The organism is Rhodopseudomonas rhenobacensis, assembly GCF_014203125.1.
GTDB lineage: Bacteria > Pseudomonadota > Alphaproteobacteria > Rhizobiales > Xanthobacteraceae > Rhodopseudomonas_A > Rhodopseudomonas_A rhenobacensis.
In genome coordinates this window covers 1-17,910 of the sequence record NZ_JACHIH010000023.1, presented here as the reverse complement: position 1 = coordinate 17,910, position 17,910 = coordinate 1, and the positions used below count along the sequence as shown (strand labels likewise).

Sequence of the window (17,910 nt, the reverse complement as noted above, 5' to 3'; positions counted from 1 at the left end):
TGCGAGTAGCTCTTGCGACGAAGCAATCCAGGGCCACGCGCGCAGCCCCTGGATTGCTTCGCTTTCGGCCGGCGCTGCGCGCCGTCCTCGGCTCGCAATGACAGCACAGCGCTTCCGCCTCGGATTACTTCCCCACCCACCGTGGCGGGCGTTTGTCGGCGAACGCTTTCGGCCCCTCGATGTAGTCCTGCGACGCCACCATGGCGCGGACCGCGGGGTAGTCGCGCTGATCGGCGATCGCCTCCTGCAGCGACACCATCGAGCCCTTCTGAATCGCCTGCTTGGAGGCGCGGATCGACATCGGCGAATTGCGGCAGATCGTCTGCGCCCAGCGCTCCGCTGCGGCCAGCGCTTCGCCCTCTGGCGCCACCTCGTTGACGAAGCCGAGTTCGTAGCCCTCGCGGGCGGTGACGCTGCGCCCGGTGAGGATCATGCCCATCGCCCGCTTCTGCCCGATCTGCCGCGGCAGACGATGCAGCCCGCCGGCCAGCGCGGCGAGGCCGACGCGCGGTTCCGGCAGCGCGAACACTGCGTTTTCCGCGGCGATGATCAGGTCGCAGGCCAGCGCCGCCTCGAAGCCGCCGCCCATCGCCACGCCGTTGACCGCGGCGATGATCGGCTTGTCGCAGTCGAACCGCGCCGTCAGTCCGGCGAAGCCGCTACTGTCCCAGCCGCGGCGGCCGCCGGCCGCCTGCCACTTCAAGTCGTTGCCGGCGCAGAACGCCTTGTCGCCGGCGCCGGTGACGATTGCCACCCATTGTTCCGGATCGACGGCGAAGTCGTTGAAGACCTGGTGCAGCTCGAAATGCGCGTCGCTGTGCAGCGCGTTCATCACTTCGGGTCGAGACAGCGTCACAATGGTAATGCGCCCGCGGCGCGTCACCGCGGAGAATTGCAGAGTCATGTCGCCCCCAGAATCGTTTCCTGCCCCGCGCGAAGATGGCGGCAGCGCAACCGAAAGTCATCCATGAATTGCGCGTAGCAGCCTTGCTCCACAACCCACTCGCGGCATTGTGACGCTACCCCTGACAGCTAATCATCTCGTTGCAGTTCGTTGCGGAATTTGCAGCTAATGATCTGCGATACTCATGCGCCTAAAGTAGTAGGCGTGAGGAAAGCCGTGACCGGCTTGGCGCGGTTCCGATCGGCCGCTCAGTTCACCCGGCGCTGCCTGCCGGCCCAATACGGCTCGCGCAGCGCGCGGCGCAGGATCTTGCCGGCGCCGTTGCGCGGCAGCGCGGTGATGAAATCCACCGTGCGCGGCGATTTGAACTTGGCGATGCGCTGATGCGCGAAGGCGATGATGTCGTGCGCGGTGGCCTGCTTGTCGGGCTTCATCACCACGATCGCCTTGACGGCCTCGCCCCACACCTCGTCCGGCACCCCGACCACCGCGACCTCGGCGATGTCGGGATGCTCGCTGAGCGCGCTCTCGACTTCGGCCGGATAGATATTCTCTCCGCCGGAAATGATCATGTCCTTGATGCGATCGTGAATATAGAGGTAGCCGTCCTCGTCGAGATAGCCGGCGTCGCCGGTGCGTAGCCAGTTGTCGGCATCGATGGTCCTGGCGGTGGCCTCCGGCAGGTTCCAGTAGCCGACCATATTAGAGCCGGAGCGGGTGGCGATCTCGCCGACCTGGCGCGGCGGCAGCCTGTTGCCCTCGGGATCGAGGATCGCGAGCTCGACGCCGGGCAGCGCGCGGCCCGCCGCCAGCATCCGCTCCGAGCCCTCGATGTGATCCTCCGGGGGCAGCGCCACGATGGTTCCGGTGGTCTCGGTCATGCCGTACATCTGCACAAAGCCGCATTTGAACACCGCGATGCATTCGCGTAGCAGCGCGGCGGGGATCGGCGAGGCGCCGTACAGCATGTAGCGCAGCCGGGAAAAATCCATCTCGCGGGCGCGCGGCTGCCGCACCACGAATTGCATCGCCGCCGGCACCAGGAACGCCCGGGTGATGCCGAAGGTCGCGAAGAAATCCAGAATCTTGTGCGGATCGAATTCGCGGACGATAACGCCCTTGACGCCGTGGTACATGCCCATCACGCCCCAGCCGGAGCCGCCGATGTGAAACACCGGCATCGCCACCAGCGAGACCTCGTCCGCACTCCACTGGTTCCATTGCGGCTGTTCGGCGTCCTTGCCGGCGCGCACCAGCGCGAGGAAATTGGCGTGGCTCAGCATCGCGCCCTTGGGGTGGCCGGTGGTGCCGGAGGTGTAGAGCTGGATCGCGACGTCGCGCGGCTCGAGCACCACGGCGGGGGCGTCGTCGGCTTGCGCGTCGCGCCACGCCGGGTAGGCCGGCCACTCGGCGGCGGCGCCTTCGGTGGCGATGAAGGCTTTGACGCCGGGCAGTTGCGCCGCGAGTGCGCGCACCGGGTCGACGAATTCCGCGCCGACGAACAATGCTGTGGCCTGGCAGTCGTTGACGATGAAGGCGATTTCCGGCGCCGCCAGCCGCCAGTTCACCGGCGCCATCACCACATTGGCTTTCATCGCGCCGAGCAGCAGTTCGAAATAGACGTCGCTGTTCTTGCCGAGATAGCTGATGCGCTGGCCGGGCTTGATGCCTTGCGCAAGCAGCGCGCGGGCAACGCGATTGCTGTGGCGATCGAGCGCGGCAAAGCTGGTGCGGCGGCCCTCGAACTCGAACGCGATGGAATCGCCGCGCGCTTGGCCCTGCGCGCGGACCACGTCGGCAAGCGTCGCCGGCTCCGCGGAATCGGACATTTCAACTCCCTGGACGGTATTGTTAGTTGTTATCGCTTTGGGGAAAGTGTGACGCGGTTTGCCGACAAATACAAGATGGATGGGAGATAGTTCGGGCGCTTGCAAGGGGCGCTGGGGCGGGCGCCCTGCGCGGGGTGCATCCTTCGAGACGCCTGGCCTCGCCCTGCGGGCGCAGCCCGGCTCCTCCGAGTCTGACCGAAAAAGCAGCGAGCAAGATCAGGGATATCATCGTCTTTGCGAGCTGAGGGCGGCGCGGTGCGCCTCGCCATCCATCGCCATGCAAATTGTCAAACAGCCACGTCCGGTAACTCTCAACGCACGCGCCATCGCTCTCGCGCAAGACATTGCGCGAGGCGAGCCGTTAGTTTCCCCCCTCGCCAGTGAGGGGGACGGAGCGCCGCAAGGCGCAACCGTGATTGTTGGGCGCTGCCCGACGCTGCCGGCGAGGCAGCGAGCGGACCGCGCACGCCTTGCGGCGCTCCATCGCGGGATTTGTCGACCCCAGGACCGTGCTTCCGGGGACAGGCGCGATGCACTCCGCACCGCCGATCCGGCAGGCTTTCCCCGCCTTCACCTGTCCCGCGTCCAGCCAACCAGCAAGTGGCAGAGCCCCGTAGTAGGCCCGGACGGCGACCCGGGGCGTCCCGGGCTTGCGGGTGCGAACCGCGCGCGCAGGACACCGCATCCTCGCTCCGCCTCACGAGCGCCCTCGAGAAGCGCCCCTCGTGAGCGAGGACGAAGCGATGATAGGCGAAGCCGCAAGCGCGGGGATTGCTATCCGCGCGTTTTTTGCGGGGTGATTAGTCGCACGCGGCAGAGCTCACACCCTGGCGGTCATGCTTCGAAACGCCCGGCTCCGCTCCGGCGCTGGGGCTGCCGTTGCGCCAGATCCGCCTCAACCGCGCGCGGCGCGGTCCTTGTCGTTCTGCGCCTTGATGGCATCGCGCGCCTCCGCCCAGTCGGCGTCGCTCCAGTCGCGCAGCTGATAGAAATTACCACCCGTGGCCAGCGCCTGGCCGCCGTCCATCGCGATGGTCTCGCCGTTGATCCAGTCGCAGCCGCCGGAAATCAGGAACACCGCGAGGTTCTGCAATTCCGCCAGCGTGCCGACCCGGCCCATCGGATTGAGCCGGGTGGTGTGGGCGCCGGCCTCGTCGCCGGGCTTGATCCGCTTGCTCATGCCCTCGGTGGGAATTTCGCCGGGCGCAATTGTATTCAGCCGGATGCCGTAGCGGCCCCATTCGGCGGCGAGCGACATCGTCATCGCATGGATCGCCGACTTGCTCATCGCCGAGGGCACCACATAGGGGCTGCCGTTGCGCACCCAGGTGACGGTAATCGACAGCACATTGCCGCGATGGCCGCCGGCGATCCAGCGCTTGCCGACCGCGTGGGTGACATAGAATGTGCCGTGCATCACGATGTTGGCGACGGCGTCGAAGCCGCGCGGGGTGAGGTCCTGCGTCCGCGAGATGAAATTTCCCGCGGCATTGTTGATCAGGTCGGTGAGCGGCCCCTCTTCGAAGATGGTCTCGATCATGTGGTCGACCGCGGCGGCGTCGCGGATGTCGACGCCGTAGCTCATCACCTTGCCGCCGAATTCGTCCATCAGGGCGGTCGCGGTTTCGTCGCAGACGCCCTTGCGGCGGCCGCAGATATGCAGCTCGGCGCCGAGGCTGAGGAATTTCGCCGCCATCGCCCGGCCGAGCCCGGTGCCGCCGCCGGTGACCAGGATGCGGCGGCCGGCGAGAAGCTGATCAGTAAACATTTTGAAGCGCCCTGGCTGGAGAACGACTGCTACTTCACTAGGTGATTGACTAAATTCCGACAACGCTTTTCTGTGGGCCGGCAACAAACGGGGGGACTGAGATGAACGATCGCGTAGCGGTGACGATCACCGACGGCGTCGCCGATGTCCGGCTGGTGCGGGCCGACAAGATGAATGCGCTCGATGCGGCGATGTTCGAGGCGCTGGTCGACACCACCGCGCGGCTTGCCGGCGAAGCCGGACTGCGCGTGGTGGTGCTGTCGGGCGAGGGCAAGGCGTTCTGCGCCGGGCTCGACATGGGCCGTTTCGCCGAGATGAAGGACGCGCTGCGCGACCTCGTCACCCGCAGCCATGGCGAGGCCAACGCGGCGCAGCAGGCGGTGTGGGGCTTCCGGCAATTGCCGGTGCCGGTGATCGCCGCGGTGCATGGCGTGGCGTTCGGCGGCGGCTTTCAGCTGGCGCTCGGCGCCGACATCCGGCTGTTGGCGCCGGACGCGCGGATGTCGATCATGGAGATCAAATGGGGGCTGGTGCCGGACATGGCGGGCACCCCGATCCTGGCCTCGCTGGTCCGCGATGACGTGTTGCGCGAACTCACTTATACCGGGCGGATCTTTTCCGCCGAGGAGGCGCTGAGCTACGGGCTTGCGACCAAGATCGTCGAGGATCCCCGGGCCGCGGCGCTGGAACTGGCGCGCGAGATCGCCGGCAAGAGCCCGGACGCGATCCGCGCCGCCAAGCGGCTGTACAACAAGCTGCTGGTTGCTCCTGGACCGGCGCTGCTCGAAGAATCGATCGAGCAGCAGCAGCTGATCGGCTCGCCGAACCAGATCGAGGCGGTTCGCGCCAATGTCGAGAAGCGCCCGCCGCGGTTTGTGAATGGGTGAGGCTGCGACGCGAATTCGTCGCCTGTGGATTTCCCCGGACAGGCCTTGGGGTGGATCGTGCCCCGGACGCCGCGCGACGCGTCGCGTCGCGTCGCGCGGCGAGCCGGGGCCGTTACGGAACGCGTCGCTCGTAACGGTCCCGGCTCGCGGAGCAGCGCCAAGGCGCTGCTCCGCGTCCGGGACACGGGGCCTCAGGCAGCGACGTCACGTCACGGCAGAAACGACTCCAGCAGCGCGGTTTCGGTGCGGGTCGCGGCGTGCTGCTTGTGCCGCAGTACGAAAAATGCGCGGCGCGGCAGCGCGAAGTCGATGCGGTGCAGCGTGCCGGCCGCCAGCGACGGCGCCGCCACCAGGTCGGACAGCGCGGTGGCGCAATCGCCGGCCTCCACCGCGGCGCGCACCGCTTCATTCGACGGCAGTTCCAGCTCGACGCGCAGTTCGCTCGGCTTGACGCCGGCTTTGCGCATGGCGGCCTCGAACATCGCGCGGGTGCCGGAGCCCCGCTCGCGCAGCACCCAGCCGCTCAAGGGCAGCCGGCGCGCGGTGATGCGGCGCTGCCCGGCCCAGGGATGTTGCGCGCCGACCACGATCACCAGGCTGTCGCCGTCGATGCGGCGCGCCGCCAGCAGCGGATCGTCGACCGGCCCCTCGACGAAGCCGAGATCGGCGCGGCCGTCATGCACCGCGGCCGCCACCTGTTCGGTGTTGGCGATGGCGAGGCGGACGTCGATGCCGGGATGGCGTTTGCGAAACGCCTGCAGCCGCTGCGGCAGCCAGTAATTCGCCACGGTCTGGCTGGCCGCCAGCGTCAGCGTGCCACGCTTCAGGCCGGCAAGGTCGTTCAGCACCTGCGCCGCGGCGTTGGCGCGTCCGACCACGGCGCGGGCCTCGCCGAGAAAGGCGCGGCCGGTCTGCGTCAACACGATGCCGCGGCCGATCCGATCGAACAGCTTGATGGCGTAGCGCTGTTCCAGCGCGGCGATCGCCGAACTGGTGGCGGACTGCGTCAGGTTCAGCTCGCTGGCGGCGCGGGTCATGTGCTGATGCTCGGCGACCGCGATGAAGATGCGAAGCTGATCCAGCGTCATGCGCTCACCCGGTGAGTTTGATCAGCGCCAGGCTGAAACTTGCGATGAACAGGAAGGCCAGCGCGCCGACGAGCGCCGGGCGAATGCCCTTGGCGGCGAGCTTGCGCAGATCGGTTTCCAGCCCCATCGCCGCCAGCGCCAGCGTCAGCAGGAAGGTGGTGACGACGACGATCCAGCCCTTCGCCTCCGCCGGAATGGCGACCACGCTGTTGACGCCGACCAGCGCCACGAAGCCGAGCACGAACCACGGCAGCGGCGGCCGCGCCGCCTGCCGATCGCCGCCGTTGCGCCGCGCGCTGCGCGCCGCCCAGGCGCCGAGCACGATCACCAGCGGCGCCAGCATCGCCACCCGCGCCAGCTTGGCGATGGTGGCGAACTCGCCGGCCTGCGCGCCGTCCTGAAATCCCGCGGCGACCACCTGGGCGATCTCGTGGATCGAGGCGCCGGCCCACAATCCATAGCTCTGCGGATCGAGCCTCAGCAGCGCCGGCAACAGCGGATAGCAGAACATCGCCAACGAGCCGAACACCGTGACGCAGGCCACCGCATAGGCGACGTCCTCGTCCGGCGCGTCGGTCACCGCGTTGGTGGCGATCACCGCCGAGGCGCCGCAGATCGAGCTGCCGGCGGCGATCAGCTGCGTCAACTTGCGGTCGACGCCGAGCCTGTGCCCGATCCAGCTGGTGACCGCGAAGGTCGCGAGCAGGCTCGCCGCGATGATGCAAAGGCCGCGGCCGCCGACCGCGATCAGTTGCGCGACCGAGAGCTGCAGCCCGAGCAGGATGATGGCGAAGCGCAACACCCGGCGTACGCTGAATTTGATGCCGGGCACGGCCAGCGAAGGGGTGCCGGCGAGATTGTGCAGCGTGATGCCGATCAGCATGGCCAGGATCATCGGGCTGACCACGCCGATGCCCGGCACGAGTCGCAGGGCGAACGCCGTCGCGGCGATCGCCGCGGTCAGGGCCAACCCGGGGATGACCGCCCGCAGCCCGCGGAGCCGCGGGGCCGATGCGGTGGCGGGGTCGGCGGGGGGAGGGCTGGAACATTCGGCTGCCGGGATCGTGGTCATCGGTGGCTCCATCGTTGCCACCGCACCATCGGACGTTTGAGACCAATCAATCCAACAGATAATTACGCTATAATCAATCGGAATATTCGATGGATTGAGCCGGGACCAGCGCCGCTGATTGCGCTGCGTTCCGCTCGGAGTCTGACTCAAAAAGCGATCAATGGAATCAGGCATTAATTGCGTCATTGCGAGGAGCTCTTGCGACGAAGCAATCCAGGGCTACGCATGAGGCCCCTGGATTGCTTCGCTGTTCGGCCGGCGCCACGCGCCGTCCTCGGCTCGCAATGACAACAACCCCTGATTTTGCTCGCTGCTTTTTCGGTCAGGCTCTCAGGAGCCCGCGCGATCCATGGTCTCGACGGTCGGGCCGGTGTCGGCATCAGCGCCGGCCTCCGCATTCAGCGCGGCGCGGATCAAGCGCGCCAGTTCGGATTTCCGATACGGCTTCGGCAGCAGCAGCACCCCGGGGTCGAGCCGGCCGTGATGCACGATGGCGTTCTCGGTGTAGCCCGAGGTGTACAGCACCTTGGTGCCGGGCCGCCGCTGCTTGACGGCGTCGGCGAGCTGCCGGCCGTTGAGGCCGGGCATGATGACGTCGGTGAACAGCAGATCGAACGACGCGCCGGCGTCGATCTGCGCCAACGTCTCGGCGCCGTTCGCGGCCATCAGCGTCTTGTAGCCGAGGCTGCGCAGCTGGGTGACGACGAAGTTGCGCACCATGGCGTCGTCTTCCACCACCAGCACGGTTTCGCTGCCGCCTTTGATCGGCGCGGTCGGCGCCAGCTCTTCGGCTTCGGCGCTGGCGCGGGGCAGATACAGCTTGATCGTGGTGCCGTAGCCTTCCTCGCTGTAGATCTTGATGTGTCCGTTGGACTGCTTGACGAAGCCGTACACCATGCTGAGCCCAAGCCCGGTGCCCTTGCCGACATCCTTGGTGGTGAAGAACGGCTCGAACACCTTGTCGCGGATCGCAGCCGGAATGCCGGTGCCGGTATCGCTGACCGCGATCATCACATAGGGGCCGGGCGCTACTTCTGGATTGGCCTCGGCGTAGGCCTCGTCGAGCACCACGTTGCCGGTCTCCAGCGTCAGCTTGCCGCCGTTCGGCATCGCGTCGCGGGCGTTGACCGCGAGGTTGAGCAGCGCGGTCGACAGCTGCGAGGGGTCGATATGCGCGGGTTCGGCGTCGTTGCCGAGCATGGATTCGATCTCGATATGCTCGCCCAGCGTCGGCCGCAGCAATTGCGCGGTGTTGAGCACCAGCGTGTTGACGTCGACGTTGCGCGGCTGCAGTGGTTGCCTCCGGGCGAAGGCCAACAGGTGTTTGGTGAGTTCGGCGCCGCGGCCGGCCGCCTCGTCGATCATCTTGGCGATCTGCTGCATGCCGGGCCGGTCGGCGAGGTTCTCGATCAGGATTTCGGCGGTGCCGGTGATCACGGTCAGCGTGTTGTTGAAGTCGTGGGCGACGCCGCCGGTCAATTGGCCGATGGCGTCGAGCTTCTGCGACTGCCGCAATTGGCGCTCGATCTCCTTGGCGGCGGAGACGTCGCGATACACCACGACGGCGCCGCTCAGCGCGCCGCCGGCGTCGCGGATCGGATGCGCGCTGCCCATCACATGAATGGACTTGCCGTTGTCGCGGCGCCGGCAAACCAGTTCGAAGCCGTCGACCTGTTCGCCAAGCAGGCAGCGCGCCGACGGCCAGTGCTGCCGCGGCAGCAGCGTGGTGCCGTCGGGTTGATAGATGTCGTACAGCTCGCGCCAGCCGGTGCCTTCGAGCTCGATCGGCCCGAGCAGTTCCTGGTTGGCGCGGTTGGCGTAGACGATGTTGCCCTCGGCATCGATCAGCAGCACGGCTTCGGCCATCGCCGCCATGATGCTCTGGAAAACGTCCTTCTCGCGCCGGATCGCGGTGGTCTTTTCGCCGACCTCCTGCACCATGTTCTGGAACGCGCGCGCCAGCACGCCGATCTCGCCGCCGGCGTTGAGCGGCACCAGCAGCGGCTTGCCCTGCGCGAAGCCGGCGACCGCTGCGGTCATCTGGGTCAGCTGCCGGGTCAGGGTGCGCGCCAGAACGAAGGCCAGCAGCATCGCGCACAGCACCGCGATGGTGCCGCCGAGCAGGCTGGAGTCGCGCAGCGCCTGCAGCGCCAGCGCGACGATTTTTTCTTCCGGGATCACCTCGATCACCGAAACCAGCGGTCCGCCGCCGAGCCGCATCGACGCCAGCGCCAGGCCGTAGCGCGTGCCGCCGCGATGTTCGACCAGTTCCGGCTGCCGCGGCTCGCCGCTGGCCAGCGCCGCCGCGGTTTCCGGAAAATCGTTCTGTACGCGAAACGGCATGCCGAATTCGAAGCCGAATTCGCGCTCCGGATCCGGATGCACGAGGTAATCGCCGCGGTCGTTCACCACATAGACGGAGGTGTCCGGGCTGGTGTGCGACTTGATCGCCGCGAAGGCTGGCCGCAGATCGATGTTGACGATCAAGAGGCCGAACCATTGGCCGTCCGGCGCATAAATCGGCGTGAGCACCCGGATCACGGGTTGCGGCGGCAATTCGATCCGGCCGTATTCCTGGTTGAGCTCGATCGGCGACACCAGAACGGCGCCGTCCGGCGCCGCGACGGCCTGCCGGAAATAACCGCGGCTGGCCTTCTGCTGCAGATCGGCGTCGGACACGATACGGGCGCGGCCGTTCTCCGCGTGACGATCGACCCGCACCATCTCGCGACCGCCATCGGCGGCGCCGATGATGCGGAATTGCGCGAAGTGCGGTTTGGCCTCCAGCTCGGCGGCAAAGCGCCGGGCGATGCGGGCGCGCCACTGCGCCAGCGTCTGGCCGCCGGCCTCCCGAGTGCCCGGATCGCGGCTCAGCGCGATGATTTCCTCGAGCCCGATGACGTCGCGAAACCCGGTGAGGTCGGCGCGCACGTCGTTGACGATGTCGGCGAGTTCCACCGCGACCGAGCGGGTGTGCGCATCGAGCCGCACCAGCGCGCGCGGCACCGCGACCCCGGCGATGTTTCGATAGCTCAGATAGCCCACGGTGCCGGCGGTGGCGACGACCAAGGCGACGATGGCGATCGTCAGCCGCGTCGAAAGGCTTAGTCCTTGGCTCAAGCGAATCCCCGGCCTTTGGTCGACCCAGCCCGTGCCGTGAAGTTGCCGCGCAACGCCACCGCGGGCCGATCCGACCTCTGTTGAACGCTTCGGATCGAGCGATCTCACCGATTTCGCACGTCACAACTGCCCGCGCCGCCGACTGCGGCGGACCAGGAACGAATCAACTTTAGCGCGTGTTGCAGGGAATGACACCTAGTAAAGCCGCGCATCGCACCAGCGGACATAGTGCCGCTCGTGCCGAGAGCTCGGGGCGCAATCGCCGCCCCACCCGGCGGCGACGCTCAGGCGCGGGCCAGCACCTTGAGAGGATAGCCGATGATCTTGGCCGCCGCATAGGCCAGCAGCACGCCGAGCAACAGCGCCACGCCGCGGCTGCCGTAGAACCACAGCACCAACTCGTCGTCGGGGAACGCGCGCTCGGCGATCGCCAGGCACCAGTTGATGACGAACAGCGCCACCACCATCACGATGAACAGCTGGACGCGCTGCACCGCGAGTTCGATCCGGGCCATCCGGGCGTCAAGATGCTTGTCGACGTCGGCCATCGATACGTCCTTTGTTGCAGGGGAGCCTGTGCATTCGGGGCGGGCGGGCCGCCGCGGGCAAATCTAGGTCGCAAACTCTGGCGCTGATTTGACGCAAGACAAATACGCGGGCGCCGGCGAATTCGTTCACCATAAAGTTCAACGGATTCTTCAAACCGCTCTGTCCCCATGGGGCGGATGACCGCGACGTCACGGAGGAATGCATGCATCCGCGCAGGTTCGCACGGGTCCGGCCGGCCGGCCGCATGGCGACCACCGCCAAGCTGATCGTCGGCCCGAAATTGCCGGTGATCGATTGCCGCGTGGTGGATTATTCCGCGGGCGGCGCCTGCGTCGAGATCTGCGGCCCGTTCAAGCTGCCCGGCCGGTTCGAGATGCTGTATGCGGGATCGAAGAAGCGCTGCCGGCTGGTGTGGAGCGCCGGCCGCCGGGTCGGGCTGGCGTTCTAACGGCCGCTGCTAACAACAACGGCTCAGCGCTTGCGCAGTCCGTTGACCTGCGCGTCGATCCACGCGGCGCGCGGCCGCGAGAAGTCCGCGCGGCGGCGGCTGTCCGGCCAGCCGCAGCACGATCAGTCCGTGCAGGCTGCTCCGGATCAAATTCCCGGTGATTTCCGGCTGATTTACATCGTATAAGTAGCTCCCGGTCCGGAGCTCTCCGCCATGAAGACCTTTCTGATCGCGCATGCCGCCTTGCTGGCGTTACCGATTTTTGCGCTGCTGAGCTGGCTCGGCTTACCGTTGCTGGGCGCTGCGGTGGGGCTCGCCTACGCCGTGGCGTGGTCGGCGCTGTGGTCGCGCGGCAAGCCGCCGCCGGTGTTCGATCTTTCTTTGATGTTCGGGCTGGCGATCGTCGTGGTCGGCCACGCCGCGGGCGCGACCGCGCTGATCGACAACGCCGGCGCGTTGCTGATGCTGGGGCTCGGGCTCGGCGCTTTACTGAGCGTGGCGCTGCGGCGGCCGTGGACCGCGGAATTCTCGGCGCGCGACTATCAGGGCGTGGCCGCTTCGCCGCTGTTTCTCAGCATCAACATGCAGATCTCGGCGCTGTGGGCGGCGCTGTTTCTCTGGCTGGTGCTGGCGTTCTATCTGCGATTGCCCGCGGTGGCGCATTGGGGACCGCTGGCGCTGGGCGGCGTCGCCTCGGTGCTGCTGCCGAAGCTGTTGGTGCGGAGGGGGCTTGCGCGGATGGCCCAGGGCGATACGCGCAATGCCTGGCCGGCACCGGATTTCGCCACGCGGCCGGGCGAAGGCGACGAAGTTTGCGACGTCGCCGTGGTCGGTGCCGGGATCGGCGGCCTGATCGCCGCGGCGCTGCTCGCCGATGCCGGGCTCAAGGTGATCGTCTGCGAGCATCACGTGGTGCCCGGCGGCTTTGCGCATCACTGGCTGCGCCGCGCCCGCGAGCGTGATCCGACGACCGGCGACAAGCTGGTGTTCCGCTTCGATTCCGGCGTGCACGACATCTCCGGCTGGCAACCCGGCGGGCCGGTGCGCTGCGTATTCGAGCGGCTCGGCATCGCCGGCGATCTGCAATGGCAGCGGCTCGATCATCGCGCTGTCGGTGAAGACGCCGCTGCGCAATCTGGTGATCGCCGGTGCCGCCACCCACGGCCCCGGGATCGAGGCGGTGGTGATTTCCGGCGCCACCGCCGCCGAGGTGTTGCGGCCGGGATTGCTCGCCACCTCTGCGATCCGCGCGGCGGCGTGATCGGGCGCTGCACCGTGCCGCTGCGGCGGCCGCCCGTTTGCTGCGCGCCAGCGCCGTTTTCTTGACCTTGCCTTGCTGCGAAAAACTTGCGAGGTGAAAGGGTGCCGGCAACATCCTGGAGGATCCGCTGATGTCGTCCAAGATCATGCCCCTCGAGCAGGCCGCGCAATCCACCGCAGAGGACGCTGCCGCGATCGACGAGGACGCCCGGCTGCGCGACGACATCCGGCTGCTCGGCCGCATTCTCGGCGACACCGTGCGCGACCAGGAGGGGGAGGGCGTGTTCGACGTCGTCGAACGGATCCGGCAGACCTCGATCCGCTTCCACCGCGACAACGACAAGCCGGCGCGCAGCGAGCTCGAAGCCATCCTGGACGGGCTGTCGACGCCCGACACCGTGCGCATCGTCCGCGCCTTCAGCTACTTCTCGCATCTCGCCAACATCGCCGAGGACCAGAACAACATCCGGCAGCTACGCGCGCAAAGCGGCACGCCGCGGGCGGGCTCCGTGGTCGGCACGCTGGCGCATGCCCGCGCGGTCGGCATCAGCGCGCCGCAGCTACGCAAGTTCTTCGCCAACGCGCTGGTCAGCCCGGTGTTGACCGCGCACCCGACCGAGGTGCGCCGCAAGAGCACCATGGACCGCGAGATGGAGGTCGCCGCGCTGCTCGACCGCCGCGAACGGCTGCAGATGACTGCCGAGGAGATTGCGCAGCACGAGGAACAGCTGCGCCGCGCGGTGCTGACGTTGTGGCAGACCAACATGCTGCGCCGGACCAAATTGACCGTGCTCGACGAGGTCAAGAACGGGCTGTCGTTCTACGACCACAGCTTCCTGCGTGAAGTGCCGCGGCTGCATTGCACGCTGGAAGATCGCCTCAACGACGACGACGGAGCCAGCGAGGAGCTCGCCTCGTTCCTGCGGATGGGCAGCTGGATCGGCGGCGACCGCGACGGCAACCCGTTCGTCACCGCCGAGGTGATGCGCGGCGCGCTGCGGCTGCAGAGCACCCGGGCGCTGCGCTTCTATCTCGACGAGCTGCATGCGCTCGGCTCCGAACTGTCGATCGCAGCCCACCTCGCCGATATCTCCGAGGATCTGCGCGCGCTGGCGGAGCGCTCGCCCGACACCTCGCCGCATCGCAGCGGCGAGCCGTATCGGCTGGCGGTGTCCGGGATCTATGCGCGGCTCGCCGCCACCGCGCATCGGCTGAAATTCGACGACATCCGCGCCCCGGTCGGCGCCGCCGAGCCCTACGCCGATCCGCAGGAGTTCAAGGCCGACCTCGACGTGCTGCATCGCTCGCTGATCGCCAACCAGGCCGCGGTGATCGCGCGCGGCCGGCTGCGGCAGCTGCGCCGCGCCGCCGATTGCTTCGGCTTCCACCTCGCCAGTCTCGACATGCGGCAGAACTCCGCGGTGCACGAGCGCAGCATGACCGAGCTGATCGACGCCGCGATGCCGGGCAAGTCCTACATGGCGATGAACGAGGAAGCGCGGATCGCGCTGCTCGCCGGCGAATTGCGCTCGACGCGGCCGCTGGTGTCGCCGTTCGTGAGATACGGCGAGGAGACGCTCGGCGAATTGGCCGTGTTCCGCACTGCCGCCGAGGCCCACGCCGCGTTCGGGCACACCGTGATTTCCCAATGCATCATCTCGATGTGCAAGGGCGTCTCCGACATGCTGGAGGTGGTGCTGCTGCTGAAGGAGGTGGGCCTGGTCGACCACGCCGGGCGCAGCGCCATCAACGTGGTGCCGCTGTTCGAGACCATCGAGGATCTGCAGGCCGCGGCCGGGATCATGGACCGGCTGCTCGGGCTGCACGATTATCGCCGGCTGGTCGACAGCCGCGGCGGCGTCCAGGAAGTGATGCTGGGCTATTCCGACAGCAACAAGGACGGCGGCTTCGTCACCTCGGGCTGGGAGCTGTACAAGGCCGAGATCGAACTGGTGAAGGTGTTCGAGCATCACGGCGTGCGGCTGCGGCTGTTTCACGGTCGCGGCGGTTCAGTCGGCCGCGGCGGCGGGCCGAGCTACGACGCCATCCTGGCGCAGCCCGGCGGCGCGGTGAACGGCCAGATCCGCATCACCGAGCAGGGCGAGATCATCACCAGCAAATATTCCAACGCCGAGGTCGGCCGCAACAATCTGGAGATTCTTGCCGCAGCAACGCTGGAGGCCAGCCTGCTGATGCCGCGGCAGAGCGCGCCGCGCGCCGAATATCTCGACGCCATGGAGCAGTTGTCGTCGTTCGCCTTCAAGGCCTATCGCGGCCTGGTCTACGAAACCGAGGGCTTCGAGGATTACTTCTGGGCCTCCACGGTGATCACCGAGATCGCCACGCTGAACATCGGCAGCCGCCCGGCGTCGCGCAAGAAGACCCACAAGATCGAGGATCTGCGCGCGATTCCCTGGGTGTTCTCCTGGGCGCAATGCCGGCTGATGCTGCCGGGTTGGTACGGCTTCGGCAGCGCGGTTGAGGCCTTCGTCAAAGAACATCCCGACAAGGGAATGGCGTTCCTGCAGGAGCTGTATCGCGAGTGGCCGTTTTTCCGCACATTGCTGTCGAACATGGACATGGTGCTGGCGAAGAGCTCGATCGCGATCGCCTCGCGCTACGCCGAATTGGTGCCCGACGAACAGCTGCGGCAGGCAATCTTCGGCCGGATCCGCGCCGAGTGGCACGGCTCGATCCAGGCGCTGCTCGACATCATGCAGCAGGACCGGCTGCTGCAGGGCAATCCGCGGCTCGAGCGTTCGATCCGCAACCGCTTCCCCTATCTCGATCCGCTCAACCACGTGCAGGTCGAGCTGTTGAAAGAGCACCGCGGCCATGCCGTCGACGAGAAGGTGCTGCGCGGCATCCAGCTCACCATCAACGGCATCTCCGCCGGCCTGCGCAACAGCGGCTAAGGCGAGCCATCGGCGGTCGATTTTAGGCGGAGCGCTTGGGCATCGCTCCCTCGCCCCGCTTGCGGGGAGAGGGTGGCGTGACAAGCAAAGCTTGTCGCGCCGGGTGAGGGGGCGCCGCGTTATGCCGAGACGCCGCCTCACCCGACCCCGCTTCGCTGCGCTACGCGGGGGCGACCTCTCCCCGCAAGCGGGGAGAGGTAAGGGCCGGTACTCTGAACGAATAGTAGTTGGCGATTCCTGCGCAAACTTCTCTCAGCCGCAATCCTGCTTTTCCTCACCCCGTTACAGTTAGTAAGCGTACTCGCGTAGGGCTTGCTGCGTTCTTCGGCGCGCTGCACAGTTTTGGTGCAGCTAATCTATGACGATCAAACTTTAGTCAGGATGGCTGGTGCCCGGCCAACGACGCTATTGATCGGTTCCGAGGCCAAAGCCCGATCCGATCGCCTGCAGCGCCTGCTGCATCTGTCGCTGCGCGCGGTTTGAACGTCGGCCAGCCTCACCATGCATTGTCGTCTGCAAACATCGCTCTCTGTCGAGAAGGAACGCTGCTGATGTACTATCTGCTCACGCATTATTGGATGTGGCTGGCAGCCGCCCTTGTTGCCGGCGCTGTCACGCCATTGTTGGCCAGCCGGTTCGGCTGGGCCGCGGATCTGCCGGGATACTGGATCACGCGAGTCGGCGTGGTGCTGGCGATTCCGCTGGTGCTGATCGCGACGCAACTGATCAGCGGCAAGGCGGAGATCCTGCTCGAAGCCGGCTTTGCTCTCGCGGTCGCCTACACCATCGGCGGCCTGGTCGGCGCGACGGTGCAGCTGTTGCCGGTGCGCTACGAAGGCTGGTGGGTCGGGCTGTTCGCCACCGGCCTGATCTGGGCAGCGTTCGCGATCGTGGCGTTGCCCGGCCTCGACAAGGATCTGCGCGAGCGCGTCGCCGCGGCGGTCGAAACCGCGGGCGGCGATCCTGTGAACGTCGACCTCGCCGGCCGGGATGTGCTGCTGCCGGCCGATATCGACGCCGCCATGCGCGTTGAATTGGGCAAAGAGTTGCTCGCGGTGCCGGGCGTGCGGCTGGTCGCCGACGTCGACGATCTCACCGGCCCGGCGCTGTCGGCCAAGACCATCGCCAAGCTGACCGCCGAAGCCAAGGCCGCGGAAGCCGCGGCGCAGGAAGCCGCCGCCAAGGAAGCGGCGGAAGCCGCGGCCAAGGAAGCCGCCGCGCATCAGGCGATGAGCAAGGCGGCGCAGCGTGAAGCGGCGGCCAAGGAGGCTGCGGCGAAGGAGGCGGCCGCCAAGGATGCTGCCGCCAAGGAAGCTGCCGCCAAGGAAGCTGCGGCGAAGGAAGTAGCTGCGAAGGAAGCCGCCGCGAAGGTCGAAGCGGAGGCCGCTGCTGCCAAGCCGGCTGCGGACGGCCACGCGCATCAGCAGCTTGCGACGGCCGACGCCGAAAGCGTGCCGGTGAAAAAGCCCGACGCAGCGGTCGGCGCCAAGACCGCCGCGCTGCTCGACGCCAAGGCCTGCCAGCAAAAGCTCTCTGCGGTGGTCGCCGAGGAGAAGATCGGCTTCGAGCCGAAGAGCGCCGAACTCAGCAAGACTTCGCAGCCGGCGCTGGCGAAGCTCGGCCAGGCGATCGCGCTGTGCCAGCCGGTGCAGATCGAAGTCGCGGGCCCGTTCGACGGCGGCGGCAAGAAGGCTTTCAAGCTGTCGCAGAAGCGCGCCGCGACGGTGGTGGCGAGCCTCAGCAAGCTCGGCGTCGGCACCGCGAAGCTCACCGCGGTGGGTGCCGTGAAGCCGGCCGACGGCAGCAAGAGCGGCCCGCTCGCGTTGGTGGTGAAATAAACCAAAGCCCGCCGGCGACTGCTGACGGGCATCTTAATCATCTTCGAGGCGCGCGCCGACACCGGCGCGCGCCTTGTGATTTGACTGGAAAGTAGATGAACGAGCGGCGCTGCTCTTCCCTCGCCCCGCTTGCGGGGCAGGGCTATCGCATGTGTTGGATGAGTTCGAAGAGGAACGTATCGTTCCATCCTGCACGTTTCAGTTTTCCGCGCAGCGATGTGGTGTTGTCTGG

Annotated in this window: 12 protein-coding genes; 5 read left to right on the top strand and 7 right to left on the bottom strand. The window is 67.3% G+C overall.

What is annotated here, in order from left to right:
• Positions 1–124 precede the first annotated feature (124 nt).
• The 3 genes from HNR60_RS16565 to HNR60_RS16555 all read right to left on the bottom strand — a co-directional run bounded on the left by HNR60_RS16565 (position 125) and on the right by HNR60_RS16555 (position 4,501).
• Positions 125–904 carry an enoyl-CoA hydratase-related protein gene (locus HNR60_RS16565; protein WP_184259449.1) on the bottom strand — a complete coding sequence of 260 codons (780 nt, stop codon included), beginning with the start codon at positions 902–904 and terminating at the stop codon, positions 125–127.
• 248 nt (positions 905–1,152) lie between these two features.
• Complete coding sequence (locus HNR60_RS16560) at positions 1,153–2,733, bottom strand: fatty acid--CoA ligase (RefSeq protein ID WP_184259447.1); 1,581 nt, start codon at positions 2,731–2,733, stop codon at positions 1,153–1,155.
• An 895-nt stretch (positions 2,734–3,628) separates the two neighbouring features.
• The gene (locus HNR60_RS16555; RefSeq protein ID WP_184259445.1) at positions 3,629–4,501 is read right to left on the bottom strand and encodes an SDR family oxidoreductase; all 873 of its coding nucleotides are present in this window, start codon (positions 4,499–4,501) and stop codon (positions 3,629–3,631) included.
• A gap of 101 nt (positions 4,502–4,602) precedes the next feature.
• On the opposite strand from HNR60_RS16555, the gene HNR60_RS16550 reads away from it, so the two are divergent.
• Positions 4,603–5,388 carry a crotonase/enoyl-CoA hydratase family protein gene (locus HNR60_RS16550; RefSeq protein ID WP_184259443.1) on the top strand — a complete coding sequence of 262 codons (786 nt, stop codon included), beginning with the start codon at positions 4,603–4,605 and terminating at the stop codon, positions 5,386–5,388.
• A gap of 209 nt (positions 5,389–5,597) precedes the next feature.
• Here HNR60_RS16550 and HNR60_RS16545 read toward each other — a convergent pair whose 3' ends face one another.
• The 4 genes from HNR60_RS16545 to HNR60_RS16530 form a co-directional block, all read right to left on the bottom strand.
• Positions 5,598–6,476 carry a LysR family transcriptional regulator gene (locus tag HNR60_RS16545; RefSeq protein ID WP_184259441.1) on the bottom strand — a complete coding sequence of 293 codons (879 nt, stop codon included), beginning with the start codon at positions 6,474–6,476 and terminating at the stop codon, positions 5,598–5,600.
• Between the two features lie 4 nt (positions 6,477–6,480).
• Positions 6,481–7,548, bottom strand: coding sequence for a YeiH family protein (locus tag HNR60_RS16540; RefSeq protein WP_184259439.1), 1,068 nt, complete (start codon positions 7,546–7,548; stop codon positions 6,481–6,483).
• Positions 7,549–7,878: 330 nt separating this feature from the next.
• Positions 7,879–10,668: an ATP-binding protein gene (locus HNR60_RS16535; RefSeq protein ID WP_184259436.1), complete on the bottom strand. Its 2,790-nt coding sequence runs from the start codon at positions 10,666–10,668 to the stop codon at positions 7,879–7,881.
• A gap of 284 nt (positions 10,669–10,952) precedes the next feature.
• A complete protein-coding gene (locus HNR60_RS16530; RefSeq protein ID WP_184259435.1) occupies positions 10,953–11,216 on the bottom strand; it encodes a hypothetical protein in 264 nt (87 codons plus the stop codon).
• 203 nt (positions 11,217–11,419) lie between these two features.
• Between HNR60_RS16530 and HNR60_RS16525 the strand changes: the two genes are divergently transcribed.
• The 4 genes from HNR60_RS16525 (at position 11,420) to HNR60_RS16510 (ending at position 17,678) form a co-directional block, all read left to right on the top strand.
• Positions 11,420–11,665, top strand: coding sequence for a PilZ domain-containing protein (locus HNR60_RS16525; RefSeq protein ID WP_184259433.1), 246 nt, complete (start codon positions 11,420–11,422; stop codon positions 11,663–11,665).
• 213 nt (positions 11,666–11,878) lie between these two features.
• Positions 11,879–12,991 carry an NAD(P)-binding protein gene (locus HNR60_RS16520; RefSeq protein ID WP_184259431.1) on the top strand — a complete coding sequence of 371 codons (1,113 nt, stop codon included), beginning with the start codon at positions 11,879–11,881 and terminating at the stop codon, positions 12,989–12,991.
• Positions 12,992–13,056: 65 nt separating this feature from the next.
• Positions 13,057–15,840, top strand: a complete 2,784-nt coding sequence (gene ppc / locus HNR60_RS16515) for a phosphoenolpyruvate carboxylase (RefSeq protein WP_184259429.1) — start codon at positions 13,057–13,059, stop codon at positions 15,838–15,840.
• A gap of 551 nt (positions 15,841–16,391) precedes the next feature.
• Positions 16,392–17,678, top strand: coding sequence for an OmpA family protein (locus HNR60_RS16510; protein WP_184259427.1), 1,287 nt, complete (start codon positions 16,392–16,394; stop codon positions 17,676–17,678).
• Positions 17,679–17,910: the final 232 nt, after the last annotated feature.

Coding starts and splice junctions, on each gene's coding strand:
- HNR60_RS16565 (WP_184259449.1), bottom strand. CDS start 904: ATGACTCTGCAATTCTCCGCGGTGACGCGCCGCGGGCGCATTACCATT.
- HNR60_RS16560 (WP_184259447.1), bottom strand. CDS start 2,733: ATGTCCGATTCCGCGGAGCCGGCGACGCTTGCCGACGTGGTCCGCGCG.
- HNR60_RS16555 (WP_184259445.1), bottom strand. CDS start 4,501: ATGTTTACTGATCAGCTTCTCGCCGGCCGCCGCATCCTGGTCACCGGC.
- HNR60_RS16550 (WP_184259443.1), top strand. CDS start 4,603: ATGAACGATCGCGTAGCGGTGACGATCACCGACGGCGTCGCCGATGTC.
- HNR60_RS16545 (WP_184259441.1), bottom strand. CDS start 6,476: ATGACGCTGGATCAGCTTCGCATCTTCATCGCGGTCGCCGAGCATCAG.
- HNR60_RS16540 (WP_184259439.1), bottom strand. CDS start 7,548: ATGACCACGATCCCGGCAGCCGAATGTTCCAGCCCTCCCCCCGCCGAC.
- HNR60_RS16530 (WP_184259435.1), bottom strand. CDS start 11,216: ATGGCCGACGTCGACAAGCATCTTGACGCCCGGATGGCCCGGATCGAA.
- HNR60_RS16525 (WP_184259433.1), top strand. CDS start 11,420: ATGCATCCGCGCAGGTTCGCACGGGTCCGGCCGGCCGGCCGCATGGCG.
- HNR60_RS16520 (WP_184259431.1), top strand. CDS start 11,879: ATGAAGACCTTTCTGATCGCGCATGCCGCCTTGCTGGCGTTACCGATT.
- ppc (WP_184259429.1), top strand. CDS start 13,057: ATGTCGTCCAAGATCATGCCCCTCGAGCAGGCCGCGCAATCCACCGCA.
- HNR60_RS16510 (WP_184259427.1), top strand. CDS start 16,392: ATGTACTATCTGCTCACGCATTATTGGATGTGGCTGGCAGCCGCCCTT.